This window comes from Nocardia sp. AB354 (assembly GCF_049538315.1).
Lineage (GTDB): Bacteria > Actinomycetota > Actinomycetes > Mycobacteriales > Mycobacteriaceae > Nocardia > Nocardia nova.
Genome location: NZ_JBMVFU010000006.1, coordinates 253,617 through 269,201, shown reverse-complemented (window position 1 = coordinate 269,201; position 15,585 = coordinate 253,617). Strand labels below are relative to the sequence as shown.

The window sequence follows — 15,585 nt, the reverse complement described above, 5'->3', positions numbered from 1 at the left end:
CCCGGCGGACGGCAGGATGGCTCGGGTGCTGCGTAGTTTTCAGGTGACCAATCACCGTTCCCTGGCCGAACCACAGGAACTCCGCCTGGTGTCGAGCCGGGCCGGTGCGCTGCCCGCTCCCGTCACCGCCGTCCACGGCGCGGCGGCGAGCGGGAAATCCGGTCTCGTCGACGCACTGGCCCACATGCGCGACGCGGTCCTGCATTCGGTGACCGGCTGGGATCCCTACGCCGGGCCGGTGCGCACGCCGCATCTCGGATTCGCCGACCGGCCTTCGGAATTCGTCGCCACCTTCGTCGCCGAGGGCACCCCCTACACCTATGGGTTCCGCCTCGACAACGCCGATGTCACCGCCGAATGGCTGCATACGCATCCGCACAACCGCAAACGCGTCGTCTTCGAACGGGAGGGCGAGCAGATCCGGATCGGGCCGATGTTCGAACCGGTGCGCTTCGGCATCACCGCACTGGTGCCGCTGGTGCGGCCGAATGCGCTGCTGCTCAGCCTGACCGGGCAGATGTACGCCGAGGCGCTGGTGCCCGCCTATCGCTGGTTCTCCGCGCAGCTCGACGTCCAGCGCGGGCCCGCCGACCCGCACAGCATCGCCGAGCGCCTCGGCGGGCACATCTCGCGCTCCGCCGACAACGCCGCGCGGCTGCTGATGCTGCTGCGCTCGGCCGAACTGGGCATCGAGGATCTGCTGCTGGCCGAGAACGATCCGATGTACGCCGACTACCTGCGCGATATCGACGGCGAAATCGCCGGGATGGCAAAGGAATTGGATGCCTGTGCCGCCTCGCCCGCGCACGCCCTGCGGGTGCGCGAAACCCTCGGCGTGGAACCCGTCGCCCTCGAGCGGGAACTGAGCAATCTGCGCGCGGCCCGCGACACCCTCTACGCGCGCATGGTCGCCCGCCGCGGGGTCGGGCTCGGCGTGGTCCACGAGGGCATCGACGCCGCCTTCGACATCGCCGACGAATCCACCGCCACACTGGCCCTGCTGCGCCTGCTGCCGACCGTGCTCGACGCGCTCGACACCGGCCGGGTGCTGGCGGTCGACGATGTCGACACCCACCTCACCGGAGACACCGCCGACCGGCTGATCCAGCTGTTCCAGAATCCGGAGACCAACTCCCGGGGCGCGCAGCTGATCTTCACCACCCGCAACCGCACGCTCATCGACCGCGGCAACGGGCGCTCACAGTCTCGGCGCACCCGGGTGTGGCAGGTCCGCCGCACCGCCGCCGGCACCAGCGAGCTCAGCGCCGGCTGATATCGCCGCGGCGCCCCGGTGACGGCGGCACATCGAGGCTGTCCCGTTTGTCCGCCTAGCATGGAGGCATGCTGCTGCAGATCGTGTTCATCGTGTTGATCGCCGGCGCACTGATCGCGCTGCTGATGAACTTTCGCGGCCGGGGTCGTTTCGGTGGTTTCCAGCGCGGCGCGCAGGAGGCCGGGACGCTGCGGATCACCGGCGTGAGCCCGCGCCCGGCCGCGCAGGGCGAGCAGTTCGTGACGATCACCGGCACGATCTCGGGGCCGAGTGTTGCGGCCGAGACCGTGTACGGGCGCTTCGCCTGGGACGTCAACCAGTGGCCGTTCCCCGGTGAAGACCTCCCCGTCGTCTATCCACCGGGTAAGCCTCAGCACTGGCAGATCGGCCATCCCGCCCCGGGGCCGTCCACAGGATTGTGATCCCGGCGCAGCCCCCCGCCGCGCCCTATTCGAAGGTGAGCGAATCCGGGTCGTCGGCGTAGGCGCGGGCCACGTCGGACGACAGGTCCAGCGCACGGCGGGCCCACGCCAAGGGGGCGGCGGCCAGGCCACACGCGGGGGTGACCAGGATGCGGTCGGCGAGGGTGCGCCGCGGGAAGCCGAGGCGGTCGACGAGGCGCACGCCCGGTTCGGCGAGCTGCCGCCAGGTGGGCGGGGTGGCCGGTGCCGTGGTGGGGACCAGCCCCAGCGCGAGATATTTACCCGCGTCCAGTAGTTCACCGACGGCGTCGAGGTTGCCGGTGGCGATGGCCGCCATATCGAAACCTACTGCGGCAGCGGAACTTCCGCGCAGAAACGACAGTGGCGGCGCATCGGCGCAGCTGTGGATCAGCACCGGGACGGACTGGGCGGTGACGACCGTGTCGAGGATGTGCAGCGCCTCCGGCTCGGGAACCGGGCGCACGGTGTTCAGCACGCTGGCGCCGCGCAGACTTCCCTCCAGCACCGCCCCCAGCGACGGTTCGTCCAGTTGCACGACGACATCGGCGCCCAGCCGTTTGGCCACCTCGGCGGCATGATCGGACAGCCCCTCGGCCAATGATTCCGACAGGTCGCGCACCGCACCGGAGTCGGTGAGCACGCGATGACCGTTCGACAGTTCGACCTGCGCGGCGAGCGTCAGCGGTCCGACCGACTGCACCTTGAGGGTGCGGCCGGCACCGGTGAGACCCGCTGTCTCCCAGGCTTCTTCGAGCGCGTCGAGATCGGTGCGAAGCAGATCGTGCGCGCGGCGCGCGGTCGCTCCGGGGCGGGGGCTCAAGCGGTATCCGCGGGTGGTGGTGTCGAACTGCATGTCGACCAGCAACGCCGAGGCCCGCCCGACCATATCGGAACCCGCACCGCGCCCGGGCAATTCGGGTAGATGGGCGAGTTCGGGCAGCTCCCCCACAATGGTGGCGGCGGCCTCGCGGGGGTCGGTGCCCGGCCAGGAACCGACACCCGTGGCGATACCTCCCCGCAGGCTCGGCCGCGCGTCGGATCGGTTCTCGCTCGTCATATGTCACCCATCTCGATCACCGCGCCGAACGTCGGCGGCCGCATGACGTGGTCACGCACGGCGCAACCGTATCCGAGCGTGGACGCGGAGCCGGCCGTACTCCCCGAAGTGGCCCCCGACCCGGACGACGTCCGCGCTCACCGCGCGGAATCCGCGACCAGCTCCCCGGCGCGCTCACGTCCGGTACCGCTGATGGTGCCGCTGCCGATCACCCGGTCTCCCAACGGATCCGGCAGATAGGCCACTACCGCCTGCCCGCGCGCCACGCCGGTCAGGGGCTCGCGCAGCCGCGCGATCAGTCCGCCGTCGACCGCCTCCACGACGGCCGGGGCGATGCCGCCGTGCGCACGCACCTGGACGACACAGTCGAACGGCCCGGACGGCACCTCACCGGAGGTCCACACGGCCCGGTCCGCCCGCACCGTCCAGACGTCCAGATCTTCGGCGGGCCCGACGTGGACGGTGCCGGAGTCCGGGTCGATCTCGGTGACGTAGCGGGGGCGGCCGTCCGCGGCGGGGCCGGGCAGCCCGAGCCCCTTGCGCTGGCCGATCGTGAATCCGTGCACGCCTTCGTGGTCGGCCAGTTTGCGGCCGTCGCTGTCGACGATGGCGCCGGGACGCACACCGATCGAGGCGCCGAGGAACGCGCGGGTGTCGCCGGAGGGGATGAAGCAGATGTCGTGGGAGTCGGGCTTGTTCGCGACGGCGAGACCGCGCTCGGCGGCCTCTTCGCGGATGCGCGGCTTCGGGGTGTCACCCACCGGGAACATCGCCCGCGACAGCTGGCCGGCGGTGAGCACGGCCAGCACATAGGACTGATCCTTGTCGGCGTCGACGGCGCGGCGCAGCACACCGTCGGACAGCTGCGCGTAGTGACCGGTCACCACGGCGTCGAATCCGAGCGCGGCGGCGCGGTCGGCCAGGGCCGAGAACTTGATCTTCTCGTTACAGCGCAGGCACGGATTCGGCGTCTCGCCGGCCGCGTAGGCGGCGACGAAGTCGTCGATCACGTCCTCTTTGAAGCGGTCGGCGAAATCCCAGACGTAGAACGGAATTCCGAGCACGTCGGCGGCGCGGCGCGCATCGCCGGCGTCCTCCTTGGAACAGCAGCCGCGCGACCCGGTGCGCAGTGTTCCGGGGGTGGCCGACAGGGCCAGATGCACTCCGACCACCTCGTGGCCGGCGTCGACCGCACGCGCGGCGGCCACGGCGGAATCGACGCCGCCGCTCATCGCTGCCAGCACTCTCATCGCGTACCTCCTTTCGCACCGGCCAGTCCGGCCGCTTCGGCCCGCTCCACCACGGAGGGCAGAACTTCCAGCACTCTGTCGATCTCGGCCGCGGTCGTGGTGTGACCGAGCGAGAACCGCAGGGAACCGCGCGCCTGACGCGGTTCGACCCCCATCGCGAGCAGTACATGGCTCGGCGCGGCCACCCCGGCGTTACACGCCGATCCGGTCGAGCACTCGATCCCCGCGGCGTCGAGCAGCATCAGCAGGGAATCGCCCTCGCAACCGGGGAAGGTGAAGTGGACGTTTCCGGGCAGGCGCCGTTCACCGGTAGCGCCGTTGAGGACCGCCCCGGGCATCGCGTCGCGCACGCCTGCGATCAGGCGATCGCGCAGCTCGATCAATTCCGCTGTGCGCGCGGGCATTTCCTGCACGGTCTCCCGCAGCGCCGCGGCGATTCCCACCGCGCCCGGCACATCGGAGGTGCCCGATCGCAGATCGCGCTCGTGGCCGCCGCCGTGCAGCAGCGGCACGCAGCCTACCTGCCGGCCCAGCAGCAGGACCCCGCATCCGTGCGGACCGCCGACCTTGTGCCCGGCGAAACTGGCCGCGGCCAGGCCACTCGTTGCGAAATCGATGGGCAGCTGGGCGGCCGCCTGCACCGCGTCGCTGTGCATCGGAACGTCGAATTCCTGAGCGACGGAAGCCAATTCGACGATCGGCTCGATCGTGCCGACCTCGTTGTTGGCCCACATCACGCTGACCAGGGCGGTATCGTCGGCGTGCGCCGACAGCGCTTCGCGCAGCGCCCCCGGCGAGACGATGCCCTCGGAGTCGACGTCGAGCAGGGTGACCTGGGCGCCCTCGTGCTCCTGCAACCAGTCCACCGCGTCCAGCACCGCATGGTGTTCGACCGAGCTCACCAGGATGCGGGTGCGGCGCGGATCGGCGTCGCGACGAGCCCAGTAGATGCCCTTGACCGCGAGATTGTCACTTTCCGTACCGCCCGAGGTGAAGATCACCTCCGAGGGCCGCGCCCCGAGATCGGCCGCGACGGATTCGCGCGCCTCCTCCAGCAATCGCCGCGCGGTGCGGCCGGAGCCGTGCAGGGACGACGCGTTACCGACCGTGCCGAGCACAGCCGTCATCGCCTCGACGGCGGCCGGGAACATGGGTGTCGTGGCCGCGTGATCGAGGTAGACCGTCTTGGGCGCCGCTGCGACCGGACCCGGGAAAGCCGACATCATGACCGATCCAGCCTATCCCACCGTTGACCTGCACACCTTGGGGGTATCCTTCCGCCTTCCGCGTACCACCTACGCTTCACCCCCATCGGCAACCCGGCTGCCCTCCCCCGATATTCCCGATGGCCGCCGGAGATTTTTCGGCGTCCCGATATTCCGGCGGACAAATCCGGCAGCACCGAACCAAGCATGTGCTCGATATTTGCTGAAGCCGGAAAGCTTACTCACCACGAATCCCCCGAATTTCCACCGAACCAACACTACCATTCGAAAACGACTGGACACCAGGTTGTTTCGGGCCGGCGACCAGCTCGCGGAAAGTTTGCGGATAACCGCGTTTCTGACTAGGCTGCCTCGCAGAACGATCACCACGGCGCGGCGCGGACAGCGCTCGAGCGGGAGCGATTCCGATATTTCCCCGACTCGCCGTGGATGTGCTGGGGGTTATTCGCAGACATATGACGGTTGAGCCCGGTATGCGGCAGATCGAGTCCGGGCCGTGAGGTGAGGAGAACGGTGAGCGGCAAACTGATCACGACAACTCCGTCGGCGGCTCTGCTGGTCGAGGAGATCGTCGATCGCTACGGCTCGGTCGAGCAGTTCTGCAACCAACTGCGCCGGGACCTGGACGACCCGACCGTGCAACTGCCGCGCTTCACCCATTTCATGCCGCCGGACGGCCCCCATCCCCCGCCCCATCTCGCCTGGTCACAGGCTCCGTGCGCGGAACCGGCGCCGATGACCGAAGCCGGCGCGACGCCGCCCGGACCCTACGGCGACGCCGAGTCCCCGGCCGTCCCGGATCCGGCCTCGGGCGGCGAGCCCGCTCCGCCCACGCCCTCGCGAGCACAGCCCATGACCGCCGAAGCGCACGTGCGCCGCAGCCTGTGGCGTCGATTGCTGGCCTGGTTGTGATTCGTCTCACCGATCTGCGGGATACCTTCTGTCACAACGTATTCGGGTCCGAAGAACGTTGTCTCGTCCACCACGGCCGGGTCCCGGCGCCCTGATCTCCTCGGTTGCCGGCCCGGCTTCGCCTACCCCCGGAAGTGATCGTCGATTCCGGGCGGTTGATGATCGTGGGTGCCCGGCCGTCGGCCGGTGAGGAAGGAGTTCGGCGCCATGGACAGTGCGTTCTTCCGCGTCAAGCACGAGGAGACCGAGGAACTGCACCCCGAACCCCGCGCGGGCAGCGGCTGGGGTGCGGACCAGATGCGCGGGCCGGCCGTCAGCGCTGCGCTGGCGCGAGAGGTCGAGCGGACGGTCGAGGCCCTGGGCCGTCCGGATCTGCAGCCGGTGCGGTGGACGCTCGATCTGTTCCGCGCGGTCCGGATGCGCCCCTCGGTGACCTCCGCGACGATCGTCCGTGAAGGTCCCCGCCTCTGCCTGGTCGACGCGGTGCTGAGCCAGGACGGCGAACCGGCGGCCCGCGCGAGTGCGCTGTTCCTGCGAGCGAGCGAGGCCCCGCCCGGGCACGTGTGGTCCGGCGGCACCACTCCGACCGCCCCCGATCCGGGCATGCGCGCTACCCGCGACCCGGAACGGCTCTACTACGCCGAATCCGAGGGCTGGGGCGAGTGGTCCGACGCCTTCCTCGGCAGCCCCCGAAAACGCATCTGGCACTTCGCCATTCCGGTGGTCGAGGGCGAGGAGCCGACCCCGTTCCAGTTCGCGGCCTCGGTCGCCGACGTCACGAATATGGTGTCCAATCTCGGCAGCGCGGGCTTGGAATACATCAATCCCGATGTGACGATGGCGATCACCCGGCTGCCGGCCGAGAGGGAAATCGGCCTCGCCCTCACCGAACGCGTCGAACATCACGGCCTCGCCGTCGGCACCGCGGTGATGTTCGATCGCGACGGCGTCCTCGGCACCACCACCGTCTCCGCCATCGCCAACGCCCGCCGCGCCGTACGCCTCGTCCCCGGCGCCGACTGAGCGACAGTTTCTCGTCGGCGCCGCTCGACCGGCATCCCGGCGTGATCAGCTCTCCGGGGTGGGGCCGGTGAGGACGGTTTGCGCGGTTTTGCGGAGGGCGGCGACGAGGCGGCTGCGGTCGTCGGCGCGGGTGGCCAGGACTACGTGGGCCGGGTCGACGTCGGTGAGGGGGACGGCGGTGAGGTCTGGGCGGAGAGTGTGGATTCGGAAGCCGGCGGCGATGGCGACGGCCTCGCCGGCGGCGATGATCTCGAGTTTGTCCTCCATCGCGTCGATGATCGGGCCGTCGGGGGCGGAGCGTCCGTCGGGGCGAGGGTCGATGCGCCAGTAGGCATTCCAGGCCGGATCGGAATCGCGGAGCCGGGGCAACGGTTCGTCGGCGATATCGGCGAGGGTGACCGATTCCTTGCCCGCGAGCCGATGGGAGGTCGGCAGGATCACCACCCGCGGTTCGTCGTAGAGGACGGTGACGTGCAGCCGCTCGGTGGGGAAGGGCAGCCGGGTGACCAGCGCGTCCACGCGATGTTCGAGCAGCGCGGCGGGGACGTCGTTCCAGGGCACGTGCTGGGCCCGCACCTCGGCATCGGGATGGCGGCGGCGCAGTTCCCGGACGGCGGGGGTGACGATCAGCCCGCTGGTATAGCCGACCGCGAGGCGCCCCGGCTGGGCGACGGCGCGGGTCTTGGCGACCGCCGCGGCCGCCGCCCGGAGCAGCGCATGGGCCTGCGGCAGGAACACCTCACCGGCCTCGGTGAGCCGGCTTCCCTGCGGAGTGCGGTCCAGGAGGCGAGCGCCGAGTTGCTGTTCCAGCCGGTGGATCTGGCGACTCAGCGACGGCTGCGTGACGTGCAGCGACTCGGCCGCGCGACCGAAGTGCCGATGATCGGCGACCACGGTGAAACAGTGCACCAGCCGTAGATCGAGGTCCACGGGCGACGTCTCGGGCATGACGCCAGCTTAGCCGTGGGGCCCGAGTGCTCACCTGCGCCTACCTGGGGCGATACGGAAAATGTATTGCGTCAGACGAAAGATTCATTGGCAGTGCGCCCGTCGCCGGTGCGAGAGTGAGTTGGCGGCGGGAGATCCGGCGGCGGCGTCGACAGGAGCGGGACCCACCCCGCGCCGACGCCTCACGACACTGCTCTCGCGCCGTCAGGTCAACGGCACCGGTTGCACTACCGGTGGCACCGGTTTTCGCTACCGGCCGCCGGTCCGCGGCACCGGTTGCACCACCAGCCGCCGGTTCGCGACACCGGTTGGCACTACCGGCCGCCGACCCCGAGACACTCGTCGAGGCCTACGTATTCCTCACCAGCACAACCCATTTCAACGAATCTCCGTACATCCCAGGAGGGACAATCGATGACAAGCAACACCGTCGTGGAAGCCGCACGCAGCGCGCTGGGACCGGTCGGCGTCACCCTCCCGGTGTCGTTCACCCGGACGCCCTCGGCACAGGAGCAACGCAGCGCGGGCCGCCGGTTGGAAAAGGCCGGCGTCCGGGCGGTATGGACCAACGAGGTGATCGGCAAGGACGCCTTCGCGCACCTGGCCGTCCTGCTCGCCGCCACCGAACGGATGACGGCCGGAACCTGCGTGGCCAACATCTGGGCTCGGGCGCCGCAGACCGCGCACGGCGCCGCCGCCTACCTCGCCCAGGCATATCCGGGGCGATTCGTGCTCGGCCTGGGTGTGGGGTATCCGCAGCAAGCCGACAGCGTCGGCCGCGAATTCGGCAGCCCACTGACGACCATGCGGGACTACGTGGCGGGGATGGACGAACAAACCTGGCCACCCGCGCCCGAGACGTCCTATCCCCGCATTCTCGCCGCGAACGGTCCGAAGATGCTCGCCCTCGCTGCCGATATCGCCGACGGCGCCCTGCCGGCCGGCCTGCCCGCGGAACATACCGCGCGCGCCCGGGACGCGCTCGGCCCCGGAAAACTGCTGGTGGTGGGCCAATCGGTGGTCGTGGACGATGATCGCGGGCGAGCCCGCGCGACCGCCCGCGAGGTGGTGCGAACGTGGGCCGCCCGGCCGTCGTTTCGCGCCACACTCGTCGAATTGGGCTATCCGGCAATCGAAATCGACGAACTCGGTGACCGGGTCGTGGACGCACTCGTCGCCCACGGCCGCGCGGAATCGATCGCGGCCACGATCCGCTCCCATCTGGACGCCGGGGCGGACCATGTGGTGCTGCTGCCACCGATCGGCACCGAATTCGGCTCCGGTATCGAACAGTTGGTGTCGATCGCGCCGGCCCTCGGCGAGATCTGCTGAACGCGCCGACTCCGCCCTCCCTCGCCGCAGCAGGTCGCGGGCGTATGGTCGCCGCATGCGCCTGAGCACCCGAAATCAACTCGACGGCACCGTCGTCTCGGTCACTCGCGGTGAGGCCATGGCAGTCGTGCGGGTCCGCCTCACCGGCGGGGACGAGATCACCTCGTCGATCACCCGCGATGCCGTGGACGATCTCGGCCTCGCCGAGGGCTCGACGGTCAAGGTGCTGATCAAATCAACCGAGGTGACACTCGGCATCGAATAGATCCACCGGCCACGCCCTCCGGCGGCACACGTAGCCTGGTCTGGTTCGTTCCCGGACGCGGCCGGTGCCGGCCGGGTCGTGCGATGGAGGTTGTGCCGTTGTGACCGTCACGCTGCGTCCGGACGCGCGGTTGCGGTTCTCGCCCGACGGACGAGTACTGCTGGGCGGCAGTCCGCTACGAATGCTGCGCCTCTCCCCCGCCGGCGCCCGCCGAGTGCGGGCGTGGTTCGCGGGCGAGCCGGTCGGCAGTGACGCGAGCGCGCAGGCGCTGGCGCAGCGGATGCTGGCGGCGGGCGTCGCGCACCCGGCAGTCGGGCAGGGCCGCCACACCACGGCCGATGTCACGGTCGTGATCCCGGTCAAGGACAACCTCCCTGGACTCACCCGGCTGCTCGCCGCGACCGGTGACGTGAGCGCCCGCATCGTGGTCGACGACGGTTCGGCCGAGCCGATCACCGATGGTGTCGCCGAGGACGGGGACCGCACGCACGCAACACCGACCGTGACGATCGTCCGGTACGCGTCCGCGCGCGGCCCGGCGGCAGCCCGCAACAGCGGATGCCGCGCGGTCGCCACCGAGCTGATCGCCTTTCTCGATTCGGATATCGTGCCCGATCCGGGCTGGCTCGACCCGCTCCTGCCGCTGTTCGACGATCCCGCGGTCGCGGCGGTGGCTCCTCGGGTGCGGACCTTCGAGCACGGTGTGCTCGGCAGCTACGAGGCCCACCGATCGAGTCTGGATATGGGTGGCGAACCGGCGGTGGTGCGGCCGGGCGGGCGCATCTCCTATGTCCCGACCGCGGCGCTGGTCGTGCGACGGTCGGCGTGGGAACGAGCGGGCGGATTCGACGAAAGCCTGCGCTACGGCGAGGATGTCGATCTGGTCTGGCGGCTCGTGAGTGACGGGAAAGTCGTTCGGTACCAACCCGACTCGGTGGTCCGGCACGAGCCGCGCACCACGCTGCGGGCATGGCTGCGGCAGCGCTACGACTACGGCACCTCGGCCGCTGTCCTGGCGCGGCGACATCCGGGACACCTGTATTGCGCGCGCCTGCCTCGCAGCACCGCGTTCCGCTGGGCCACGATCGCGCTGGGCCGCCCGTGGTTCGGCATCGTGACGGCCGTCGAACCGGTGCGGCAGCTGCGCCGGCTGCGTACCGTCGGGCTGCCGGCGTCGATGGCCGCGACGGTGGTCGGTGAGGCCGAAGTGTCCGCGGTGCGTCAGCTCGCCGATGCGCTGCGCCGAATCTGGTGGCCGGCAGCGTTGTTCAGCCGCCGCGGCCGCCGGTTGCTGCTCGCGGCCTACCTGCCGGTGGTGGCCCACGCGGTGGCGGCCGGGCGGGATCCGCGGGCCGGACTGTTGCGCATCGCCGACGATCTCGCCTACGGGACGGGAGTGTGGGCCGGCTGTCTGCGGACGCGGACCGCCGAGCCGGTGGTGCCGCTGCTGTATCGAACCGACGGAGACAGTGATGCGTCTGGCTGATCTGACCTCGGCGGACCTCGCCGAGGCCGACCGCGCGCCGCTGCTGGCGATCCCGCTCGGCGCGACCGAACAACACGGACCGCATCTGCCGCTGGGCACCGACACCACCGTGGCGGTGGAACTGTGCCGCCGCCTGGTCGCCACGCGTCCGGATATCGTTGCGGCGCCGGAGATTCCGTACGGCTCGAGTGGTGAACACGCCGGATTCCCGGGGACATTGTCGATCGGGCACCGCGCCCTGGAACTGCTGATCGTCGAATTGGTGCGCTCGGCGGACGAATTCGCGGGCGTGATTCTGGTGAACGGGCACGGCGGAAACCTCGAGCCGCTGCGGGCCGCCCAACGTCTGCTCACCGCGGAGGGCCGATCGACGCTGGTGTGGTCGCCGACCGGTCCGGCCGACGACACTCATGCCGGTCATGGGGAAACCTCGGTCATGCTCCACCTGACCCCGGCGCGGGTGACGATGCACCGCGCCGAACCCGGCGCCACCCGGCCGCTGCGCGAGTTGATGCCGCGGCTGCGGTCCGGCGGGGTGAAAGCGGTGAGCGCCAACGGAATACTCGGCGATCCCACCACCGCCGACGCCGCCGAGGGCGCGCGGATCCTCGACCACTGGGCCGGCGCATTGATCGCCGCGGTCGCCGAAAGATTCCCCGAACCGCGCTGAGGCAGCCCCATCGCCGCCGGGAATCGGCCTAGCCTGGGCGAACCACTGCATCGCGATCGATGGAGGTAACGACATGGCCTGGACCGCCGCTCAGCTCGATCGGATCGGATCTTCCGAGGAACTGCGGATCACCAGCTATTACGAGAGTGGCGCACTGCGGGATTGGACCACCATCTGGGTGGTGCGCGTCGACAACGATCTCTACATCCGCTCCGCCTACGGCCGATCCGGCGGCTGGTACCGCCACGCCATGCACACCCGCGGCGCACGGATCCGCGCCCACGGCGTGGAAACCGACGTGACCCTGCACCCGGTCACCGACTCCTACATCAACGACCGCGTCCGCAAGGCCTACGAGTCGAAGTACCGCGACCAGCCCACCGCCCTCGAACCCATGCTGGCCCCCGCCGCCGAGAACACCACCCTGCGCATGGACCCTGTCGGGTAGTACGGGGATGGGCAGTCGCGCTCGACGTCGTCCTCATTGGCATCGATACGGGGTCGTCCGGGCGCCGTCGACAGCTGTCGGTGCGAATAGGTATCGTCCGGACCTGTCGTAGACAGGGACCGAAGGGTGGGGCCGATGATCCGATCGAAGCGTTTCCGGAGCACAGGACGATGTGCCGTCGGATTCGTGAGCGCCGCGGCCGCGACCATTCTGATGGTCGCGCCGGCCGGTGCTGTCCCTGCACCCGGCAGCGGATCCGGGTCGCCGACCGCAGCTCCGGGCCCCGAGGTCGAGCTCAACGCCTACTGTGACGACCACGGTGGCAGCGCCCACCTCGTGAACGGCCGCACCGTCTATTGCACCCAGGTCGAAGGCACGGACGCCTACGTGTGGTCCTACTCGCGAGGACCCCTCAACCACGACCCCAATACCCGGGGCTATACCTGCGACGACAACGGCTGCCACTTCCCCGACGGTTCCGCCGTCCCCGGCTATCAGCGCTGCGGAATTCTCTGCGGCGAGCCGCCGACCAGTGGTGACATCCAAAGCGGTTTGGCCGACTGCTTCAATGCCGGCACACCGTTCGAGGAGTGTGAGCGGCGCATGCGGTGAGCGCCGGCGGCTCGTGTGGGCCGCCGGTGCTTCCGGGTTATCGCCCGGTGAAGTAGTGGCCCTCCTCCAGATCCTCGATGAGGTTGGGGTGCAAGGGTTTCCATCCGAGCAGGGATGTGGTCGCCTCGGCCGTGGTGGGGTTGTCCAGCTGGACCATGGGGGCGAGGAAACCGAAGTGAGCGGGGGCATCCTCGGCGGCGATGCTCACGACGGGGACGTCGAGGTGGCGGCCGATCACCTCGGCGATGCGGCGCAGCGGGATGCCTTCGTCGCCCACGGCGTGCAGACGGGTGCCGGCGGGGGCGGATTCGAGAGCCAGGCGGTACAGGTTCGCCGCGTCGAGGGTGTGGCCGGCGGGCCAGCGGTTGGCGCCCTCGCCGACGTAGGCGGACACGCCCTTCTCGCGGGCGGTGGCGATCAGGATGGGGACGAAACCCTGGCGGTCGAGGGTGCTGTGCACGGTCGGTGGCAGCCGGACCACGCTGGATCGGATTCCGCGCTCGGCGAATCCGATCACCTCGTTCTCGGAGTCGATGCGCGGCCCGGCCGGCAGCGAGTCGGCTTCCGTGCCGGTTCGGCCCAAAGCCGCGAGCAGACCCGTTCCGGACGTACTGACCAGCGGCTTACCCGACCCCGCCAGGGCCTCACCGAACGCCCGGACGACCCGGAGGTCGGCGTCCGCCGCACCGAGGAAGTCTCCGGCGATCATGTTCTCGTGTTTGAACGCCAGGTGGATCACGCCGTCGGCCGCGGCCGCCGCCTCGGCCAGCGCCTCCGGATCGTCCAGATTTCCGCGCTGCACCTGCGCTCCCGCGGCCTTCAACGCCGCGGCCGAGGCATCCGATCGTGCCAGTCCGATCACTTCGTGTCCCGCTGACAGCAGTTCGGGCACGACCGCGGACCCCACATGTCCCGACGCCCCGGTGATGAATACGCGCATGGAAAGACCTTCCCGCGAGGAATACGCCGCACCTCTCGCACGGCGGCCGCCGATGTCAGCGACTGCCATCACGCTACACCTCGATGTCAGCCGCTGTCATCACCTACTGCCAGGCGAACCAGGAATCGCTCGACGCCCGGATACTTCTCGCCCAGCGAGGTCGTGGTGAGCAGGACCTAGGCGCCACCCACCGCCGCCGACAACAGCGAGCGCACCCGGATATCCGCCGCGAGATCGCGACCGGCTCGAATCATCGTCATCCGGGCACCGTATTCCCGGACCGGCACGCGCTCAGCACCTCGTCGAACGACAGTGGCCGCGAGGGAGCGCTCAGGCCGAATTCGCTGCGCGGCGTTCGATTTCCGCGGTGCTCCAGGCGCCGATCATGCGGGCGGTCATGACGATGGCTTCGCGGCGTTCCTCGGGGTCGACCTCGAGGGCGGAGGCGCGCAGGACCGCGGAGAAACCGGTGTTCACCAGGACGAAGGCCATGACGTCGAGTTCGTGGTCGTCGCTGGGGCCGAGGATCTGGATCAGCAGGACCTTCACCAGCAGGCGCAGGCGGGGTTCGAATTCGGGGATGCCGCTGTTGTAGAACTGCACTCCGGCGGCCAGGGCGCGAACCAATTTCGCGTTGTCGACCAGTTCGTCGCAGATGGCGGCGAGGATGTCGGCGGTCATATCCTCGACCGAGCGGTCCGCGCGATCGAGCCGTTCGGTGAAGCGGCGTTCGATGCTCACCAGCAGTCGTTCCAGCAATTCCTCGACGATGACCGTGCGGTCGGAGAAGTACCGGTAGACGGTGCCGATGCTGAGACCGGCCTCGGCGGCGATCCGGTTGGTCGAGGTGTTCTCGATCCCGCGCTCACCGAACAACCGCGCCGCGGTGTCGAGGATGTGCTGGCGGGTTTCCTTCGCACGCTCCTGCGTCGGGCGTCGACGCTGACCGACCGCCTTGGACGGCATCACGCACTCCTACCTGATCTCGCGCCTGTTGGTCGGTTGCTCATCCTAGGATGCCCGGGAACGATATTTCGCCTGTTCGGCGGCTTGCGACGGCGAATTGGCCGAGTCCACAAAGGACCGGCGTTTCCGCTATTACATTGGCGCCACAGCAGTTTCCCCACCGAGAGGCCAACCATGTCGGATCGAGTCGTCGGAGTCGTCCTCGCCGCCGGGGCGGGACGGCGATTCGGCCGTCCCAAGGCCACGGTCGGCGATTGGCTGACCACCGCGGTGAACGCACTGCGCGACGGCGGCTGCGCGGAGGTCGTGGTGGTGCTCGGCGCCGCCGAGGTCCCACCCGTTCCCGCGACCACCACGGTGGTGGCGCAGGAGTGGGCCGAGGGAATGAGCGCGTCGGTGCGCACGGGAATCGGTGCGGCGCAGCGCCTCGACGGTGCCTACGCCGCCCTGCACGTGGTGGATACGCCCGATGTCGGCGCGGATGTCGTCGCCCGGGTGATCGAGCGAGCGACGGCCGGCCCGTCCGGTATCGCGCGCGCGAGTTTCGCCGGACGCCCCGGCCATCCCGTGGTGATCGCCCGCCGGCACTGGGCCGGTCTGCTGCCGACCCTGTCCGGTGACCGCGGCGCCGCCGCCTATCTGCGCACTGTCCCCGCGCAGACCGTGGAATGCGGTGATCTGGCCACCGGCCGCGATATCGACGAACCCGGCGACCTCGAGCGCTGACGCGGCCC

The 15,585-nt window shown here is 69.9% G+C and carries 17 protein-coding genes; 11 read left to right on the top strand and 6 right to left on the bottom strand.

All coding sequences use genetic code 11. The features are described from left to right. The first annotated feature begins 25 nt into the window (after positions 1-25). Together ACPCUW_RS11675 and ACPCUW_RS11670 are read left to right on the top strand one after the other, a co-directional pair. On the top strand, positions 26-1,273 hold the full coding sequence (locus ACPCUW_RS11675; protein ID WP_423424731.1) for an AAA family ATPase: 1,248 nt from the start codon (positions 26-28) through the stop codon (positions 1,271-1,273). A gap of 68 nt (positions 1,274-1,341) precedes the next feature. Further along, on the top strand, positions 1,342-1,695 hold the full coding sequence (locus ACPCUW_RS11670) for a hypothetical protein (protein WP_104365842.1): 354 nt from the start codon (positions 1,342-1,344) through the stop codon (positions 1,693-1,695). Positions 1,696-1,720: 25 nt separating this feature from the next. On the opposite strand, the gene ACPCUW_RS11665 is transcribed toward ACPCUW_RS11670, so the two are convergent. From ACPCUW_RS11665 to ACPCUW_RS11655, 3 genes are all read right to left on the bottom strand, one after another. Beyond that, complete coding sequence (locus ACPCUW_RS11665) at positions 1,721-2,773, bottom strand: methionine synthase (RefSeq protein ID WP_423424730.1); 1,053 nt, start codon at positions 2,771-2,773, stop codon at positions 1,721-1,723. Between the two features lie 137 nt (positions 2,774-2,910). Then, on the bottom strand, positions 2,911-4,023 hold the full coding sequence (mnmA, locus tag ACPCUW_RS11660) for a tRNA 2-thiouridine(34) synthase MnmA (protein WP_423424728.1): 1,113 nt from the start codon (positions 4,021-4,023) through the stop codon (positions 2,911-2,913). Continuing rightward, the gene (locus tag ACPCUW_RS11655; RefSeq protein ID WP_423424726.1) at positions 4,020-5,249 is read right to left on the bottom strand and encodes a cysteine desulfurase family protein; all 1,230 of its coding nucleotides are present in this window, start codon (positions 5,247-5,249) and stop codon (positions 4,020-4,022) included. Before ACPCUW_RS11655 ends, mnmA begins: the two co-directional genes overlap by 4 nt. A 513-nt stretch (positions 5,250-5,762) precedes the next feature. Here ACPCUW_RS11655 and ACPCUW_RS11650 point away from each other — a divergent pair. Both ACPCUW_RS11650 and ACPCUW_RS11645 read left to right on the top strand, forming a co-directional pair. After that, complete coding sequence (locus ACPCUW_RS11650) at positions 5,763-6,161, top strand: hypothetical protein (RefSeq protein WP_423424724.1); 399 nt, start codon at positions 5,763-5,765, stop codon at positions 6,159-6,161. A gap of 207 nt (positions 6,162-6,368) precedes the next feature. After that, positions 6,369-7,184 carry an acyl-CoA thioesterase domain-containing protein gene (locus ACPCUW_RS11645; protein ID WP_423424722.1) on the top strand — a complete coding sequence of 272 codons (816 nt, stop codon included), beginning with the start codon at positions 6,369-6,371 and terminating at the stop codon, positions 7,182-7,184. Between the two features lie 45 nt (positions 7,185-7,229). On the opposite strand, the gene ACPCUW_RS11640 is transcribed toward ACPCUW_RS11645, so the two are convergent. Then, the gene (locus ACPCUW_RS11640) at positions 7,230-8,132 is read right to left on the bottom strand and encodes a LysR family transcriptional regulator (protein WP_064906513.1); all 903 of its coding nucleotides are present in this window, start codon (positions 8,130-8,132) and stop codon (positions 7,230-7,232) included. Between the two features lie 414 nt (positions 8,133-8,546). On the opposite strand from ACPCUW_RS11640, the gene ACPCUW_RS11635 reads away from it, so the two are divergent. From ACPCUW_RS11635 to ACPCUW_RS11610, 6 genes are all read left to right on the top strand, one after another. Further along, the gene (locus ACPCUW_RS11635; protein WP_423424720.1) at positions 8,547-9,464 is read left to right on the top strand and encodes a TIGR03620 family F420-dependent LLM class oxidoreductase; all 918 of its coding nucleotides are present in this window, start codon (positions 8,547-8,549) and stop codon (positions 9,462-9,464) included. A gap of 55 nt (positions 9,465-9,519) precedes the next feature. Beyond that, positions 9,520-9,729, top strand: a complete 210-nt coding sequence (locus ACPCUW_RS11630) for a TOBE domain-containing protein (protein ID WP_062962613.1) — start codon at positions 9,520-9,522, stop codon at positions 9,727-9,729. Positions 9,730-9,829: 100 nt separating this feature from the next. Beyond that, complete coding sequence (mftF, locus tag ACPCUW_RS11625) at positions 9,830-11,215, top strand: mycofactocin biosynthesis glycosyltransferase MftF (RefSeq protein ID WP_423424718.1); 1,386 nt, start codon at positions 9,830-9,832, stop codon at positions 11,213-11,215. Next, positions 11,202-11,885 (top strand): mycofactocin biosynthesis peptidyl-dipeptidase MftE, encoded by a 684-nt coding sequence (gene mftE / locus ACPCUW_RS11620; RefSeq protein WP_423424717.1) that lies wholly within the window; start codon positions 11,202-11,204, stop codon positions 11,883-11,885. The genes mftF and mftE overlap by 14 nt, the downstream gene beginning before the upstream one ends. A 73-nt stretch (positions 11,886-11,958) precedes the next feature. After that, positions 11,959-12,333: a DUF2255 family protein gene (locus ACPCUW_RS11615; RefSeq protein ID WP_423424716.1), complete on the top strand. Its 375-nt coding sequence runs from the start codon at positions 11,959-11,961 to the stop codon at positions 12,331-12,333. Positions 12,334-12,519: 186 nt separating this feature from the next. After that, a complete protein-coding gene (locus ACPCUW_RS11610; RefSeq protein WP_146100921.1) occupies positions 12,520-12,945 on the top strand; it encodes a hypothetical protein in 426 nt (141 codons plus the stop codon). Between the two features lie 37 nt (positions 12,946-12,982). Here the strand turns inward: ACPCUW_RS11610 and ACPCUW_RS11605 are convergent, their stop codons facing one another. Then, the gene (locus ACPCUW_RS11605) at positions 12,983-13,885 is read right to left on the bottom strand and encodes an SDR family oxidoreductase (RefSeq protein WP_423424715.1); all 903 of its coding nucleotides are present in this window, start codon (positions 13,883-13,885) and stop codon (positions 12,983-12,985) included. Positions 13,886-14,215: 330 nt separating this feature from the next. Continuing rightward, positions 14,216-14,851, bottom strand: a complete 636-nt coding sequence (locus ACPCUW_RS11600; RefSeq protein ID WP_064907715.1) for a TetR/AcrR family transcriptional regulator — start codon at positions 14,849-14,851, stop codon at positions 14,216-14,218. Positions 14,852-15,025: 174 nt separating this feature from the next. Between ACPCUW_RS11600 and ACPCUW_RS11595 the strand changes: the two genes are divergently transcribed. After that, entirely contained in the window at positions 15,026-15,577 is a 552-nt protein-coding gene (locus ACPCUW_RS11595; RefSeq protein ID WP_423424713.1) for a nucleotidyltransferase family protein, read from the top strand. Positions 15,578-15,585 lie beyond the last annotated feature (8 nt).